The sequence below is a fragment of the Clostridium sp. genome, from assembly GCF_051650885.1.
Taxonomy (GTDB): Bacteria; Bacillota; Clostridia; order Clostridiales; family Clostridiaceae; genus Clostridium.
This window is the reverse complement of sequence record NZ_JBOFRG010000059.1, coordinates 1-15,961: the sequence shown is the minus strand read 5'-3', so window position 1 is coordinate 15,961 and position 15,961 is coordinate 1. Positions and strand designations below refer to the sequence as shown.

Annotated in this window: 14 protein-coding genes, 1 riboswitch and 1 other annotated feature; of the genes, 2 read left to right on the top strand and 12 right to left on the bottom strand. The window is 29.8% G+C overall.

What is annotated here, in order from left to right:
• Nucleotides 1–44: 44 nt before the first annotated feature.
• From ACRC28_RS03115 to ACRC28_RS03085, 7 genes are all read right to left on the bottom strand, one after another.
• Nucleotides 45–881 carry an Mrp/NBP35 family ATP-binding protein gene (locus ACRC28_RS03115; RefSeq protein ID WP_438541997.1) on the bottom strand — a complete coding sequence of 279 codons (837 nt, stop codon included), beginning with the start codon at nucleotides 879–881 and terminating at the stop codon, nucleotides 45–47.
• Entirely contained in the window at nucleotides 881–1,735 is an 855-nt protein-coding gene (locus ACRC28_RS03110) for a hypothetical protein (RefSeq protein ID WP_438541996.1), read from the bottom strand. The genes ACRC28_RS03115 and ACRC28_RS03110 overlap by 1 nt, the downstream gene beginning before the upstream one ends.
• Before the next feature lie 123 nt (nucleotides 1,736–1,858).
• The gene (locus tag ACRC28_RS03105; RefSeq protein WP_438541995.1) at nucleotides 1,859–2,851 is read right to left on the bottom strand and encodes a hypothetical protein; all 993 of its coding nucleotides are present in this window, start codon (nucleotides 2,849–2,851) and stop codon (nucleotides 1,859–1,861) included.
• A 69-nt stretch (nucleotides 2,852–2,920) separates the two neighbouring features.
• A complete protein-coding gene (gene rsmA / locus ACRC28_RS03100) occupies nucleotides 2,921–3,772 on the bottom strand; it encodes a 16S rRNA (adenine(1518)-N(6)/adenine(1519)-N(6))-dimethyltransferase RsmA (protein WP_438541994.1) in 852 nt (283 codons plus the stop codon).
• A 1-nt stretch (nucleotide 3,773) separates the two neighbouring features.
• Nucleotides 3,774–4,322 (bottom strand): ribonuclease M5, encoded by a 549-nt coding sequence (gene rnmV / locus ACRC28_RS03095; RefSeq protein ID WP_438541993.1) that lies wholly within the window; start codon nucleotides 4,320–4,322, stop codon nucleotides 3,774–3,776.
• Between the two features lie 164 nt (nucleotides 4,323–4,486).
• On the bottom strand, nucleotides 4,487–5,542 hold the full coding sequence (locus ACRC28_RS03090) for a G5 domain-containing protein (protein WP_438541992.1): 1,056 nt from the start codon (nucleotides 5,540–5,542) through the stop codon (nucleotides 4,487–4,489).
• 257 nt (nucleotides 5,543–5,799) lie between these two features.
• On the bottom strand, nucleotides 5,800–6,579 hold the full coding sequence (locus ACRC28_RS03085; protein ID WP_438541991.1) for a TatD family hydrolase: 780 nt from the start codon (nucleotides 6,577–6,579) through the stop codon (nucleotides 5,800–5,802).
• Nucleotides 6,580–6,668: 89 nt separating this feature from the next.
• Between ACRC28_RS03085 and ACRC28_RS03080 the strand changes: the two genes are divergently transcribed.
• A complete protein-coding gene (locus ACRC28_RS03080; protein WP_438541990.1) occupies nucleotides 6,669–7,340 on the top strand; it encodes a Crp/Fnr family transcriptional regulator in 672 nt (223 codons plus the stop codon).
• Nucleotides 7,341–7,505: 165 nt separating this feature from the next.
• Here the strand turns inward: ACRC28_RS03080 and ACRC28_RS03075 are convergent, their stop codons facing one another.
• Both ACRC28_RS03075 and metG read right to left on the bottom strand, forming a co-directional pair.
• Nucleotides 7,506–8,876 (bottom strand): methionine--tRNA ligase, encoded by a 1,371-nt coding sequence (locus tag ACRC28_RS03075; protein ID WP_438541989.1) that lies wholly within the window; start codon nucleotides 8,874–8,876, stop codon nucleotides 7,506–7,508.
• A gap of 86 nt (nucleotides 8,877–8,962) precedes the next feature.
• A complete protein-coding gene (gene metG, locus ACRC28_RS03070) occupies nucleotides 8,963–10,918 on the bottom strand; it encodes a methionine--tRNA ligase (protein WP_438541988.1) in 1,956 nt (651 codons plus the stop codon).
• 65 nt (nucleotides 10,919–10,983) lie between these two features.
• Nucleotides 10,984–11,219, bottom strand: a binding site (T-box leader).
• Nucleotides 11,220–11,345: 126 nt separating this feature from the next.
• Between metG and ACRC28_RS03065 the strand changes: the two genes are divergently transcribed.
• Nucleotides 11,346–11,846, top strand: coding sequence for an FUSC family protein (locus ACRC28_RS03065; protein ID WP_438541987.1), 501 nt, complete (start codon nucleotides 11,346–11,348; stop codon nucleotides 11,844–11,846).
• A 31-nt stretch (nucleotides 11,847–11,877) separates the two neighbouring features.
• Here ACRC28_RS03065 and ACRC28_RS03060 read toward each other — a convergent pair whose 3' ends face one another.
• The 3 genes from ACRC28_RS03060 to ACRC28_RS03050 form a co-directional block, all read right to left on the bottom strand.
• Nucleotides 11,878–12,333, bottom strand: a complete 456-nt coding sequence (locus ACRC28_RS03060) for an Hsp20 family protein (protein WP_438541986.1) — start codon at nucleotides 12,331–12,333, stop codon at nucleotides 11,878–11,880.
• A 66-nt stretch (nucleotides 12,334–12,399) separates the two neighbouring features.
• Nucleotides 12,400–14,139 (bottom strand): Na+/H+ antiporter NhaC family protein, encoded by a 1,740-nt coding sequence (locus ACRC28_RS03055; protein WP_438541985.1) that lies wholly within the window; start codon nucleotides 14,137–14,139, stop codon nucleotides 12,400–12,402.
• Between the two features lie 102 nt (nucleotides 14,140–14,241).
• Nucleotides 14,242–14,415, bottom strand: a riboswitch (Lysine riboswitch).
• Between the two features lie 121 nt (nucleotides 14,416–14,536).
• A complete protein-coding gene (locus tag ACRC28_RS03050; protein WP_438541984.1) occupies nucleotides 14,537–15,784 on the bottom strand; it encodes an aminopeptidase P family protein in 1,248 nt (415 codons plus the stop codon).
• Nucleotides 15,785–15,961: the final 177 nt, after the last annotated feature.

Below are 15,961 nucleotides of genomic sequence, written 5' to 3'. Positions count from 1 at the left end.
AATACATTTCACACAAAAAAGAACCCAAATCTTTGGGTTCTTTTTTAATATAATCCTTCAAATATTAATGAATATAAAGGATTATCTATTACATATTCTTCTGCTTTTCCTTCTTCTAAAGCTTCTGTAAAATCTAGATTTATAGGAAGCTCCCCTATAAGTGGTAATCCTAAATATTCAGCATGTTCTTCTGCTGATTTTTTGCTAAATACTCTAATCTTAGTATCACATTTTCCACAAGTGATGTATGCCATATTTTCAACTACACCTCTTATATTAACTCCAACCTTTTGAGCCATAATAACAACTTTTTTAACTATCATTGATACCATATCTTGTGGTGTTGATACTATTACTAATTCTTTAATATTGAATTCTTGCATTACTGTTAATGCAATATCACCTGTTCCTGGTGGCATATCTATTAAAAGATAATCTAATTCTCCCCATGCAGTATCAAAATACATTTGATTTAATACTCCATTTATAACAGGTCCTCTCCATATAACTGGATCTTCCTCAGCCTCTGTTAAAAGGTTCATTGATATAACCTTTATTCCTGATTCAGTTTCTACTGGTATAAATTTAATTTTTTCATTATCAATTTGCTTTATTCCAGCTCTCTTATTATTTATTCCAAAAAATCTTGGAATAGATGGTCCTGTTATATCAGCATCAAGAACACCTACGCTGTATCCTTTTTTTCTAAGAATTGATGCCATTATTCCTGTTACTGTTGATTTTCCAACTCCACCTTTTCCACTAATTACACCTATAACATTTTTTATGTTTCCGTAATTAGGAGTTTTTACTGATGGACAAATCTCTAATCCTTTTGAACTGCAAGAACTTTTACTTGCACAACTATCACATTTACTCATTATTGATTACTCCCAACTGTATTCCAATCTTTAGGTACTTGATTTGGCTTACTAACTTCTATTTCCCATTTATTAAAGTCAAATTTACCTATTACGTAATATTGTTGATATACATTATTTTGTCTATCATCCACTGTTATAATTGTCTTAAATAAATTAGTACTATATCCTCTGTTATTAGCACTTATTATAACGTTAAAGTCTCCAAAGTTTCCATTTACAAGCTGCGCACCTGGAACTGATTTTTGAATTTCCTTAGTAAACTGTTGTAAATCATTTGAATAAAGATATTTTACACATTCAACATCTCCCATCAAATCTACTCCTACTTTGGCTCCATCTTTTTCATAAGATTGTTTTGTTTGATTTATTACTTTTAAGATACTTCCATAATAAATTTCATTAAAATCTCTTGGTTTATTTATAAATGAAAGGTTATTAATTATAGTGTCTTCTAAATTTTTAGGTACTTGGAACGCTTGACTTCCATCCCAGAAATTTCCTTCTCCACTAGTATCTACACCTACAACATAATCATACTTTTTAATTTGATCTCCAGTATAGATTTCAAATATGTAATCCGGTTGTAATGAATTCCCCTTTGGTCTAACACTACCATGAGATAAAGTTTCATATAATTGATTAATAGCTTTAGGATCTGTAATTATAAATCTAAATCCTGGGTCTCTACTGTTTTGAATAACTATTTTATCAACTTTTGTCTGTTTAATATAATTAAAGGCATTGTTTCTAAAACCTAATTTCACTAATATCGTATTAACAGGACCGAAACCTAAGAATATAAGTATTGCTGCTATAACTACTACGATTATGGCTATTACCTTTTTATTCACTTAAATATCACCTTCTCTAAATATTTTTTCAAATAATTAGGAGAAGCCTTAGGCTTCTCCTAACTATAATTATTATAATACTTTACAGATTTTATAGCAACGAATTAACTTTTATTTAATATTCTACTTTGTTGGTACTACAACTGTAGCCTTCTTATAATCATAGAACATTAACCAGAATCCATTTCCATCTTCTTCTTTTCCTTTAACCCATGTTACAAATCCCGATTTACCCATATATGGTTGATCATCACAATTTTTCTTTCCTGCAATTGCATAAATAATGTACTTTAAATTTCCTTTTATATCACATTTATATCCAATCATAAAATGCTTTTTCTTAACTATATAAGGATAATAATTAATCATTGGATTATAAACTACTGAATGTTTATCATGATTACTTGAATCACACATATCATCTATAGTTTTAACAGGAACTTTATACCATTTACAGTACTTAAGGTCATTAAAATGTCCTTTTACTTCTTCAAAACCTTTAACAATGTTTTCAAAGAAATTACCAACACCCCCCCTTAACTTAAAGTTATCTGGGTCGATATTGTTTTCTTCAATTCCTCTTTCATAACATTCAAAATCTTCTTTTGATTTTTGCTTTGTTTTAGGTTTTTCAGTCTTTTCCTTGTGCTTTTCTTCAACCTTTGGCTTCATGTTTGCATTCTTTTCATCGCTCTTAACTATTTGACAATCTTTCCATCCAGTTTCTGGCTTTTCTCCATTCATAAAGCCATATAATGTAAAGCTAAGCTTTCCAGCTATATTTTTACAAATACCAGCCCCTGAAATCTTTTCATAAGGCAAGCTTATTCCACCGATATTTTCAGCATAATATTCTTTAGCTGCCTCACCTTTACCATTATCAGTTACAACTAGCTTACCCATATCAACTATTTGTTTTGTATCTTTTTTACAACAAATAAGTACTATAGAATAATTGTCTTCCTTTTTTAAATTTTGAGCATAAAAAGTTATTTTACATTTGTCTCCCTTTGCCTCAATCTTTGAATAACCTGATACAGCCTTATCCCCAGTTGTTGCATTACCTTCATCTTCTTGTAATATTATAAAATTTCTATACAATTTATTATGTGCCAAGTTTCCGTTACCTCCACATATATATTTATTCCATATAGTATATGCTACGAGGTGCCATTTATGATAACATTATTTTATTTTATATGCATAAATTTTATCTGCAAGTGTTGCAAACTCTTCTATAGTCAGTGTTTCCCCTCTTCTCTTAGGATCAACATTTGCTTCTTCAAAGGCTTTTTCTAAATCTTCTTTTCCAACTCCTAGGTTTTTAACACCATTCCATAAAGTTTTTCTTCTCATATTAAATACATCTCTTATTAATGCAAATAAGAACTCTTCATTTTGCACTTTAACTCTTGGCTTTTCTAATCTATCAAGTCTGATAATAATTGATTCAACCTTTGGTCTTGGCATAAATGAACTTGGTGCTACAGTTCTTATAACCTTTGTTGTTGCATAATATTGAACCATTAATGAAAGAGATCCATAATCTCTTGTATTTGGCTTTGCATCCATTCTATCTGCAACTTCTTTTTGTATCATTATAGTTATACTTTGGAATTTTGCTCCACTTTTTAATAATTGTGCAATAAGTGGTGTTGTTACATAGTATGGTAAGTTAGCTGCTACCTTTACACTCTTTTCATCCCCTATAATTTCATCAAAGTTAGCCTTTAAAGCATCCTTATGTATAAGTTCAAAATTATCATATTCTTTAAGCTCTTCTGTTAAAATAGGAATTAAGTCCTTATCTATTTCTATTGATGTAACCTTCTTTGCCTTTTTAAGCATTTCTACAGTTAATGTCCCTACTCCTGGACCTATTTCTATTACATAGTCCTCTGGACCTATTTCTGCTCCATCTACTATATCCATTACAACTTGCTTATCAACTAAAAAGTTTTGTCCTAAACTTTTTGTAAAGTTAAACCCATATTTTTTTACTATATCTTGTGTTTTATAATTAGTTATTAAATCCATCTTATTTCCCCATCTCCTGTTCAACTTTTTTTATTGCACCTACAAACTCATCTTTTGATATTCCATAATTATTTAATCTTGATATCATTTGAGCTCCATTTCCATATCCAATTCCAAGAATTTTTCCTAAAAGCATTCTTCTCTTTTTAGAATCCTTGTCTCCTGTTAATTTAAAGTAAAGCATATCTCCAATGTTATATTCTTCTCTTTTTTCTTCAACAGTTACTTTAACATTTTCTAATGCTTTGATTATTGTTTCTGGACTTGCATTTTCAACTCCAATATCTCCATCTTTAAGTCCTTCATCTTGTGAAATATATGCATGTTTTATTCCCGGCACTCTTTTTCTTATAATGCTTCTTATTTTTTCACCTGCAAAATCAGGATCAGTAAAAACAATAACCCCTTTTCTCTTTTGAGCTTCCTTTATTCTATCTATAACCTTTCTATTTATCCCAAATCCACCAACAGCTATACATTCAGCATCTACAGCTCTTTTTATAGCATCAATATCATCTCTACCTTCAACTACTATAACTTCCTTAATCACAAATAAAACTTCCTTTCAAAGTAAATTCCTTTACTTTTTCTCAAATTTATATATATTAAATTTACATATATATGTACCTTATGTCAAATGAATCTCTTCTCTACTCTCTTTTCATTTAAAAATTCACACAAAAAGAGACAAGCATAAACTTGTCTCTTTTCTTATTACCATTCGCCTGGATATGCAACTATATAAGCATTTAATCCATGTCGTCTACCCCACTGTGTACACATTGCCTTTGATGTAAAATATACATCAATGATATTTCCCTTGATAGCTCCACCAGTATCTGCCGCTTTTGCAAATCCATATCCATCTACATACACTAAGCTTCCAAGTGGTATAACTCTTGGATCAACTGCTATTGTGCTAACTCCACCTGGATTATATACAGGTCTTGTTCCTGTTGCAGTTGTTCCATGTAACGCATAGGCTGTTGATTCTACAACCAATTTTCTCTTATACGTTACAGGTGCACCACCTCTGTTAGGTATATATTTTGCTGGATTTTTAGTTCCTTGTTTTACTAATGCATTTACTGGTTTTGAAAGTGTCTTTGATTGTACTTCTTTTTTAGAAACTTCTTTCCCATCTTTGTAAGTTACCTTATAAGTTACTTGTTTCTTTCCATTTGTACCTTCATTTTTAACTACCTTTTTACCTTTTTCAAGGTCCGAATCCTTCTCAACAACTGTTTCGTAAGGTATTGATTTTTCTTCCTCAACAGTTTTGACTTCTACATCTACTATTTTTACAGACATATCTTCTATCACATTTGCGTTTACACCTGGATTCACTTCATCTAAATCCTTATCATAATTAATCCCATTTGACTTTAACTCTTCTAAATTTTCAACTAAAGCCTGTCCTACTTCTTTTTCTGCTGAATAAACAGTTGTTTTCTTTTCACCCATTACAATTTCCATAGGAACAGCAGTATTAACCACAATTTCTTCATTCTCATTTACTTTGGATTCTAAAGATGGTTGTACCTTATCTTTTTCTTTTAACTCAATACCTTTAGATAACAACACATCCTTAACAGTCCCACTATAGGTAATTACAGTTTCCACCGTACCGTCTATAGTTAATTTAATTGTTTTTCTAGCATTCATAAATATCATTGTTCCAATAACTAATCCTGTTACTAAGCACAATGATATTTTAGCCTTAGGACTGTTAGAAAAATTCTCTTTGTAAGCTTTAAATTTTTCTACCATTAAATTCCCTCCTTTGGCAAAAGCGTCCACTCATTATACTAAAATTGTAAACAATTTGTCAAATTAATGAACATCATTTCCCTTGAACCCTCTTTATACCATAGTTTTTATTCATATATAGGTTCATTTTTTAAATTCAGTTTTCTACAATCGGGGATTATAAAAATCCCTAATGGCATACGAACAGTAAAGCTATCTTCTTTTTAATTTTTACCATTTTTTATTTTTTTATACAATCAATTCCATTTCATTTTACTTTATATTTCTATTCTCATCAACCTAGAAAAATTCTCATTTACTTTATTATTTAATTCTTTTGGGCAAATTTCTCTTATTTCCGCTAGTTTTTCTATAATTTCCTTTATATAATCGGATCTATTTCTTTTACCCCTGTTTGGAACCGGTGCCATAAATGGTGCATCTGTTTCAACAAGAATTCTCTCTAATGGAATATCTTTTGCTACCTCAGCTAATTTTTTAGCATTTTTAAAAGTTATTACTCCTGTGAATCCAATATAGTATCCTAGCTTTATACATTCTCTTGCAAATTCTACACTTCCTGAAAAACAATGAACTGTTCCTATAACTTCTGGAAACTCTTTCATAATATCTAATGTGTCTTTATGTGCATCTCTATCATGTATAACTACTGGTAACCCAAGCTCCTTGGCTAAAGCCATCTGCTCTCTGAAGGCATTCTTCTGTACCTCTCTTGGAGGGTTTTCTTCCCAATAATAATCTAGACCTATTTCACCTACAGCAAGAACTCTATCGTTCTTTTTAATCATTTCTTTTATTTCTTCTAGTCTCTCATCTGTTAACTCATCTGCATTCTCTGGATGTATTCCTAATGCTCCATAAATTAACTTATATTCTTTTGTTAAATCATCTACTTCTTTAACACTATCATATGATGAGGCACAATTTAATATTCCTATAACTCCATTACTGTTCATCTCATTTATTAATTCTTTTCTGTCCTCATTATAATCTTCTGAATCATAGTGAGCATGTGTATCAAAAATTTTATATTCCATCTTTTTACTTCCTCTCTGTACTTTATTTTTCATTATACAGTATTATATAATACTAACAAGATTATTCAAAAGAAAGGTAGGACACATTTATGAATTCAACACTTGCTATTTTAAAAGAAACACCTTTATTTTCATATTTTTCAGATGAAGAATTAACTGCATTACTTAAAAATCCTTCTGTTCTTCTTAAAGACTATTCTAAAGAAGAAACTATATTTTTTGAGGGAGATAACTGTACTTCTGTAAGCGTAGTAATCTCCGGTGAAATTCACATAGAACAAAATAACGCTTTAGGTAGCACCTTAAATATTGCAAAGCTTTATCCTAAAAATTTATTTGCTGAAAATATAATTTTTTCAAATAAAAAGACTTATCCAGTTGATGTAGTATCCTTTACCAATTCTACAGTTTTACATATATCAACTTCTGTTATGACTAAGCTTCTTATGTCAAATGAAAGCTTTTTAATAAACTTTTTAAAAGATTTATCTAATAAATCTTTAGCATTAAGTAATAAAATACGTCAACTTAACACCAAATCTTTACGTGAACGTATTTCTTCATTTCTTTTATCACAAATGAAAATACAAAATAGTTTAACTATTCGTTTAAACTCTACTAAAGAAGAACTAGCTAAAACCTTTGGTGTTACAAGACCCTCTCTTTCTAGAGAGCTTATAAATATGAAAAAAGATGGCATCATTTCCTATGATAGAAAAACAATTACCATCCTTAATCAAAATAAATTATCATATTTTTAACTTCCGTAATTCTTTTTTATACTTTTTGACACGAAACTGCCATATTTCTGACTTATAATAAATCTTGTAAAGTAGTTAAAGCATTATTATTTACCCCTTATAACCATCTTAATTGAATGGTTGCCTAGAATATCTCGTCCCCCTATTGTAGATATTCTAGGTTTTTTATTTTGTCTTTTTTCTTTTTAATCTATTAATTTCATCTAAAAATATATTTTTATCTAACATCTTAAAGCTTTCAATATAATCTATATCTTTTGAAACCTCTTCTAAATGTATAAATCCCCATTCATTAGCCTTAATATCTAAACTATTTAAAATCTTTCTACTAAATCGTGGCATAAAAACTTCTAGTAAATTTGCTATATTCACTAATTTTATCAAGGAGTATGTTCTATCTCTATTTGTTTCACTTATAAATTCTACAATCTTTTTTAACCCTTCTTTAAACTCTCCACTTTCTACATTTACTCCAACTTCTAAGTATAAATCCTCTAATTTATTTTTCTCATACTTATTTTTATAAATACCACACTTGTCCTTTTTATAAAAATTAATAGTATTTGCAGTAAATCTTTCAACTTCATTTACTAACTCATTATTATTTGTATTTATAAAGTTTTTCCACTTAAAATCTGTATCACTTTCTTCCGGTGAGTTTAATATTAAAAAATATCTAATTGTATCCACAGAATATCTTTGAAGCATCTCATCTATCCACAATGCCCAATTCTTATTTGTGGAAAAGTTTTTTCCTTCAAGCTTTAAATAATTGCTAGAGAATATTCTTAAATTTATATCTTCATGTCCAAGGGCTGATAATAGTCCTGTAAATACTATTGTATGGAATGGAATATTATCCTTTCCATGAACTAAATACACTCTACTATCTTCTCCACTAATATATTCCTTTAATTTATCTTCACCAACACATTCTCTTGTTGCTGTTAAATATCCCATAAGAGCTTCAATCCAAACGAATATCTTTCTATTATCAAAGCCTTCTAATGGAACATCTATCCCAAACTGAACTTCCTTAGTTACAGCTCTATCCCGCAAGCCTTCTCTTATGTATTTTTCAGTAATTATTTTTGCATTTTCTCTCCAATACTCTTTTCCATTTTCAAAAATATTTTTAACCTTTTCTTCTAGGCTTGAAAGTTTAAAATATAATTCATTCTCTTCTTTATATATATAACCTTTTTCATAAAGTTCTAAAATATTTTCTTTTACCCATTTTTTGTGATTCGCTTTTTCAGTATTTGAAAATAAATTAAAAGAAAAATCTAATGATTTAAAATCTTTTATAAATCCATTATGATATTTTGCCACTACTTGCATTGGTTTAAGCTTCTCTTCCTTTGCTTTTTCAAGAATTAAATTTCCATGGTCATCACTTCCTGAGATGAATACTACATCATCACCTTTTTTTCTATGATATCTTGCTAAAATATCTCCTGGTATAAAAACTACTAATCTTCCTAAGTGCAATTTACTATTTGCATATGGCCATGCATTTCCTATAACTACTTTCAAAAACATCACTCCCCTTTTATATAAAAATAGACTGTATCAATTAGCCTATTTAAAAGTTATCTTTTGATACAGTCTCTATTTTTAAATTATCTTACTTCACTACCTGTTGGTAATTGTCCTGGATTTACTAGGTTTAATATTGTATCATCATTATCTGATGCTGCAAGTATCATACCTTGTGATAGTTCCCCTCTTAAAGTTACTGGCTTTAAGTTTGCTACAAGTACTACATACTTTCCAACTAAATCTTCTGGCTTGTAGTGCATAGCTATTCCTGAAACTACCTGTCTTTCTTCTCCACCTAAATCAACCTTTAACTTAAGAAGTTTCTTAGCTTTCTTAATAGGTTCGCATGCAAGAACTTTAACTACTCTTAAATCTATTTTTTCAAAATCTTCAATAGTTATTTCTTCTTTTATCGGCTTCATTTCTTGAGGCGCTTCTAAAGCTTCTTTCTTTTTAGCTTCTTCTAATTGAGCTAATCTTAAAGCTTCAAGCTCTTCTAATTTTTTATCTACATCTATTCTTGGGAATAATGAATCACCTTTTTTAACTGTTGTTCCTGGTGCTGTTCCATCAAATCCTTCAAGTGAAGCCCAATCTTTAGCAGTTACTGCAAGTTGCTCATTAATTTTTTCTGCTGTTGTAGGTAAGAATGGTGATAATAATACTGATGAGAATCTTAAAGTTTCAGCTAGGTTGTATAAAACAGTTCCTAATCTGTCTTTTTGCTCTTCATCCTTAGCTAGTATCCAAGGAGTTGTTTCATCAATATATTTATTAGCTCTTCTTATTAATGTGAATACTGCTTCTAATGCATCTGGTATTCTTAATTCATCAATGAATGCTTCTACCTTTTTAGGTGTTTCTAAAGCTAACGTCATTAATTCATTGTCAACATCACCTGCTGTAAGTGGAGCTGGAACTACACCATCAAAATATTTTTCTATCATTGCAACTGTTCTTGAAAGTAAGTTTCCAAGGTCATTACAAAGGTCTGAATTTATTTTCTTTATGAATATTTCATTATTAAATAATCCATCTGAACCAAACGGAATTTCTCTTAATAAGTAGTATCTTACAGCATCTACTCCAAAGCCTTCAACTAAAGCTACTGGATCTACTACATTTCCTTTTGATTTTGACATTTTACCACCATCAACAAGTAACCATCCATGTCCGAATACTTGCTTTGGTAATGGTAAATCTAATGCCATTAACATAATTGGCCAGTAAATTGTATGGAATCTTAATATATCTTTTCCTATTAAATGTACATCTGCAGGCCAGAATTTTTTGTATAATTCATCATTATCACTTCCATAACCTAAAGCAGTTATATAGTTTGATAATGCATCTATCCAAACATATACTACGTGATCAGTATCAAATGTTACTGGAACTCCCCAATTAAAGCTTGTTCTTGAAACACAAAGGTCTTGAAGTCCTGGTCTTAAGAAGTTGTTTAACATTTCATTTTTTCTTGATTCAGGTTGTATAAAGTCTGGGTGATCTTCAATATATTTAATTAATCTATCAGCATATTTGCTCATTTTGAAGAAGTAAGCTTCTTCTTTAGCTTCATGTACTGGTCTTCCACAATCAGGGCAGTTTCCATTGACTAATTGAGTTTCTGTCCAGAATGATTCACATGGAGTACAGTATGAACCTTCATATGAACTCTTGTATATATCACCTTGGTCATATAATTTCTTGAATATTTCTTGAACTGCTTTTATATGATAATCATCAGTTGTTCTTATGAATTTATCATAACTTATGTCCATCATTTCCCAAAGGCTCTTTATTCCTGCAACTATTTCATCTACATGCTCTTTTGGAGTTATTCCTTTTTCCTCAGCAATAGTTTGGATTTTTTGTCCATGTTCATCTGTTCCTGTTAAGAACATTACATCATATCCTGTTAATCTCTTAAATCTTGATATTGCATCAGCAGCTACTGTTGTATAAGTATTTCCTATATGCAATTTTGTTGATGGATAGTATATTGGCGTTGTAATATAATACGGTTTTTTACACATAAAATATCCCTCCTAATTTTAATTTTCTAATCTTTTGCAATAAAAAAGCCCTATGCTAAACTTAGCATAGAGACGAATTACCGTGTTACCACTCTACTTTTTTCTTGTTTTACAACAAGAAACTCAATAGGTAAAATTTTTACCTTGCAATGTAACGGTTGCAAGCCGTAAATCCCTAACTTTAAAGCTCAGAATTTATGCTCAGAGGCCATCTTCATTTTAATTTTTATCATGGGCTTTCACCATTTCCCACTCTCTTATAGATAATCCTTAAAACTACTCTTCTCTTCATAGCATTCTTATTTTAACTATATAATATTCTAAATAAATTTTTCTGTCAACAACTTGAATTTATCTATTAATTATTGCCACATAATCTTTTTTTAGTATATGTTATAATATATACACATTATTTGGAGGTAATTTAATGAAGCTTAACTTTCACAAAATTGGACTTAGAAATATAAAAACTGCTTTAGCCGTAGTAATCTGTATGCTTATCTTTAAAGTTGTTGGAGATGAAAACCCTTTTTATGCCTGTATTGCAGCTGTAATATGTATGAAAGATACTGTATCTAATAGTTTTAAAATGGGGAAAGATAGACTTATTGGAACTATAATTGGAGCAATATTTGGTACTATTTTCATATGGGTTTTAATTAATTTCACTGTATTCGATAGTTATATTCCTTTTGTCAGTGGTATAGGGATTGTTCTTTCAATATACACTTGTAACCTTTTTAATAAACCAGGTTCTGTTACTATATCATGTATAGTTTTTCTTGTTATTATGGTTAATTATAATGGTCCACAATCTTATGCTTATGCTTTAAGCAGAAGTATTGATACTGCAATTGGAATTATTGTTGCAATTCTTGTAAATAAATATTTTAATCCTCCAAAAGAGGATAAGAAAGATTCTATATAGGCTCTAACACCTGTATAGAATCTTTCTTTTATTATTCTTCCTCATATACATCTACATCAATTATTTCACCAAATCTTGTTTCATATTCATAATACACCTTAGGAATTTCTAATGTTAGTTTGCACTCTTTAAAAGATGCCTTTATCTTTGATGCGTCACTATTTGGCACTTGAAAATTTTTAACAAAATCTCTTGAATCTCTAATAATAATCATTGCAGTACTATCATCATTTGAAAAAAATTGCTTTTTCTGTGCTCTTACATAAACACATTCATCCTTATAGTCCACTTTAATATCCTTCCTTTGCATTCCTGGAAATGTACCCTCAATTAAGTATCTATCTTCCTCATTTTTTATGTTCATTTCAATATTAGTTTTCTTAAAATCATTATTAAATACATTACAAAAATCTATTTCATTTAAATTTTCATTTAAAACATCTAGATAAATATTTTTCATAAGTCCTATATCTTTTTTATTATTCATAAAACAATCTCCCTAGAATTTCTCTTATTAGATAAGATATTAATTCTAAGGAGATTTGCTACTAATTTATATAGTTATTTTTTCATTTTCTTCTATTTTAATTTCTGCTTCTTCATCTATAATTGGCTTTCCAAAAATTCTTACTGCTAAGATTAAAATTAAAATTCCAACCGGTAATATAATGTATACTGGAACTCCAAGTCCTGCTGGAATATATCCACACACTATAGTTACAGCTCCTACAAATAATGCATACCACATTTGTGTTCTAACGTGGTCTATATGATCACAACCTGCCCCCATTGATGAAAGAATAGTTGTATCTGATATTGGTGAACAATGGTCTCCAAAAATCGCTCCTGTTAAAACAGCACTTGTACAGATTACTACATATCCCATTTCAGGTGAAACTGAATATCCTAAAGGAATTGCAAGTGGCATTAATATTCCCATAGTTCCATAAGCTGTTCCTGTTGCAAAAGACATTACTGCCCCTAAAATAAAGATAATACTTGGCAACAAGAAGCTTGGAATAGAATCTGATAAAAGAGTTACTAAATATTTAGCTGTTCCTAAATCCTTTATAACCGAACTTAAAGACCACGCTAAAAGTAATATTACTCCTGTAATTAAAAGACCTTTCATTCCATCAATCCATGTATCAATAGCTTCTGATACTGTCATTATCTTTTTCCAAACTGCCATAGCAATAGCCACAATTGAAGCTAAAATAGCTGATTGGAAAAGTGCAGTTGAGGCATCAGCTGCTGAGAATGTTTGTTGTATTGCCTCAAAAGAAAATGGTGAGTTATTTAAAATTTCTATAAGTGCCGTTTCTTCTCCCCCCATTATCCCTTGATATCCACTGTAATAAAAGCTTGCAAGTGCTGAAACTATAAGAGTCCCAATTGGAATTATTGCATTCCAAACACTTAGTTTAACCCCTTCCTTTACCATAGTTTCTTCTTCTTTCATTTCTCTTTCTACAACTTTATTTAAGCCTTTTCTTGCATTTAATTCTGCCTTTCTCATAGGTCCAAAATCTCTTAGCATAAGAGATGTTATAACTACAAATGCAAGAATTAATATATTATAAAATCTAAAAGGTATTGTTTCTAAAAATACTCCAAAAGCATCTACTTCCATACCAATTTGAGTAAATGAATCTTTTATAAGTCCAACTTCAAGCCCTATCCAAGTTGAAATTATTGCAAGTCCTGCAATTGGTGCTGCTGTTGCATCTATTATAAATGCTAATCTTTCTCTTGATATTTTAAGCTTGTCTGCAACAGGTCTCATTATAGGTCCAACAATTAAAGCATTAGCATAATCATCAAAAAATACTAAAAGTCCTAAAAACCATGTTGTAAGCTGTGCACTTCTTGGCGTTTTTGCTCTCTTTGCAAGTGCCTCTGCAATAGCTCTTGCACCACCCATTTTACTAACAAGGCTTATAACTCCTCCAATAGCTAAGACTTGAAGAATAATACCTGCATTCCACGGATCTGCTAATGAATTTAATATTCTTTGCACTAAGTCCAAAAATGCTTGTACCATTCCTCCAAAAATATTTACTCCTCCAAGCTGAAGCATAAAACATCCAGCTAAGGTTCCTACAAATAGAGATACTACAACATTTTTAGTTATAAATGCTAATACAATCGCCACAAGTGGAGGTATTATTGTCCATATTTCAAATTTTGCTGCGTTCACCGTTCCTAAATCTACTTCTGATGCAAAAGCTGGCATTGAAATAGATGTAATTAATAATAGTACTGTTAAAAAAATAAATCCTCTTTTTCTCATAATTCCTCTCCCCTTTATAATTTTTTATACACGAGAGACTCTTTTGTAAAAATAAAAGAGCCTTGAGATAACACTCAAGGCTCTACATAATCCGTAAAATCCTAGAATGATAGCTCAACACAATTTCTTGTGACAGTCTTATGCATATTCTACATAAGCCCAAAATTTAAGATTAAAGCAATTTCTTAAATCCTTCGGCAAAACTTCCTTTTTCTTAGCTTCAATTTGCTTTTAAAAACTAAGATACTCTTAAGCCTTGCAACCTCTATCTCTTCGCATATTCTTTTTAATTTAAAATTAGTATATACCATTATTTACAATTTAGCAATATAAAATACATATTTTATTTATATTTCGTCAAATAAAAATAAAAAGCTACCCTTAAGGCAGCTTCCTACTATTTTTTCATAAAGTTTTCTATATCTTCAACTGATTTAATCATATCTTTTGTTAATACATCATGACCTTCTTCAGTTATTAATACATCATCCTCTATTCTTATTCCAATTCCTTCTTCTGGAATATATATTCCTGGTTCTACTGTATAAACCATTCCTGGTTCTAATATAGTGTTTCTTCTTGGATTATCTATATCGTGTGTATCTAATCCTAAGCTATGTCCTATACTATGGAAATAATATTTTCTTACATCTTTTTCCTCTTCAATTAAACCAAGTTTTATACATTCCTCTGCAATCCATTCAGTTGCTTTATTATTTAAATCAACAAAGTTTACCCCTGGCTTCATAGCTTCTATAACTCTTTCATTTACACTTAAAACTGCTTCGTAAACTTCTTTTTGTCTTTCACTAAACTTTCCGTTTATAGGAATTGTTCTTGAAATATCACCATTATAGTAATTCCATTGCGCTCCTAAATCAAAAAGAATTAAATCTCCATCTTTTAATGTATCATCATTATCTACATAATGAAGAGTTGTGGCATTAACTCCAGCTGCTGCTATTGTTTTAAAAGCATAATCTTTTACGCCATTTCTTCTACATTCAAACTCATAATAAGCCTCTGTTTCATATTCTTTCATTCCTGGCTTAATGTTTTTCATTATGCTTTCTACACCTTTTATAGTGATTTCTATAGCTTTTCTCATTTCACTTATTTCTTCATTAGCTTTTACAAGTCTAAGTGATGCAAATAATGGGAAAGCATTTTTAACTTTTACATGTGCATACTTATTTTTTAACTTTTTAGCAAGTGTTGATGCTTCTGAAGGTAAGCTATCAAAGCTATCTCTTTCTAAATCTAAGTAAATAGTGAATTCATCTTTTTCTGCTAAAAGCTTATTTAAATATCCTTTAACTTCACCTAAGAATCCAACTTCTTTTATTCCATTAAGCTCTAAAACTTCTTCTTTTCTTATAGTTTTTCCAAGCCATCTTTCCATTTCTAAATCTATTTCTTTTATAAACATCTTTTCAGTTACTTCACCATTTATTTTTGAAATAACAATAATATGTTTTTCTTCATTTAATCCTGTTAAGTAATAAAAATTTCTATTTGGAGTAAATCCATACCTTTCATCTGCTGTTTTCTTAGGAGCTTCTCCTCCTAGTAATATTAATATAGAATCATCATCTAATTTTTCTATTAATCTTTTTCTATTAAGTTCAAAAACTTCTTTTTTCATAGATATTACCTTCTTTCATTTTACTCTTTATCTTCTGTTTTATTTAATCTACTCAACTGCTAAAACTCTTACCTTTATTACTTCATCTATTTCACTTATTTTATACAAGAATTTTTTAACATCACCTTTTATCCTAGATACATCTAATGTTATTGTAACATTAGCACTCATGTTTAT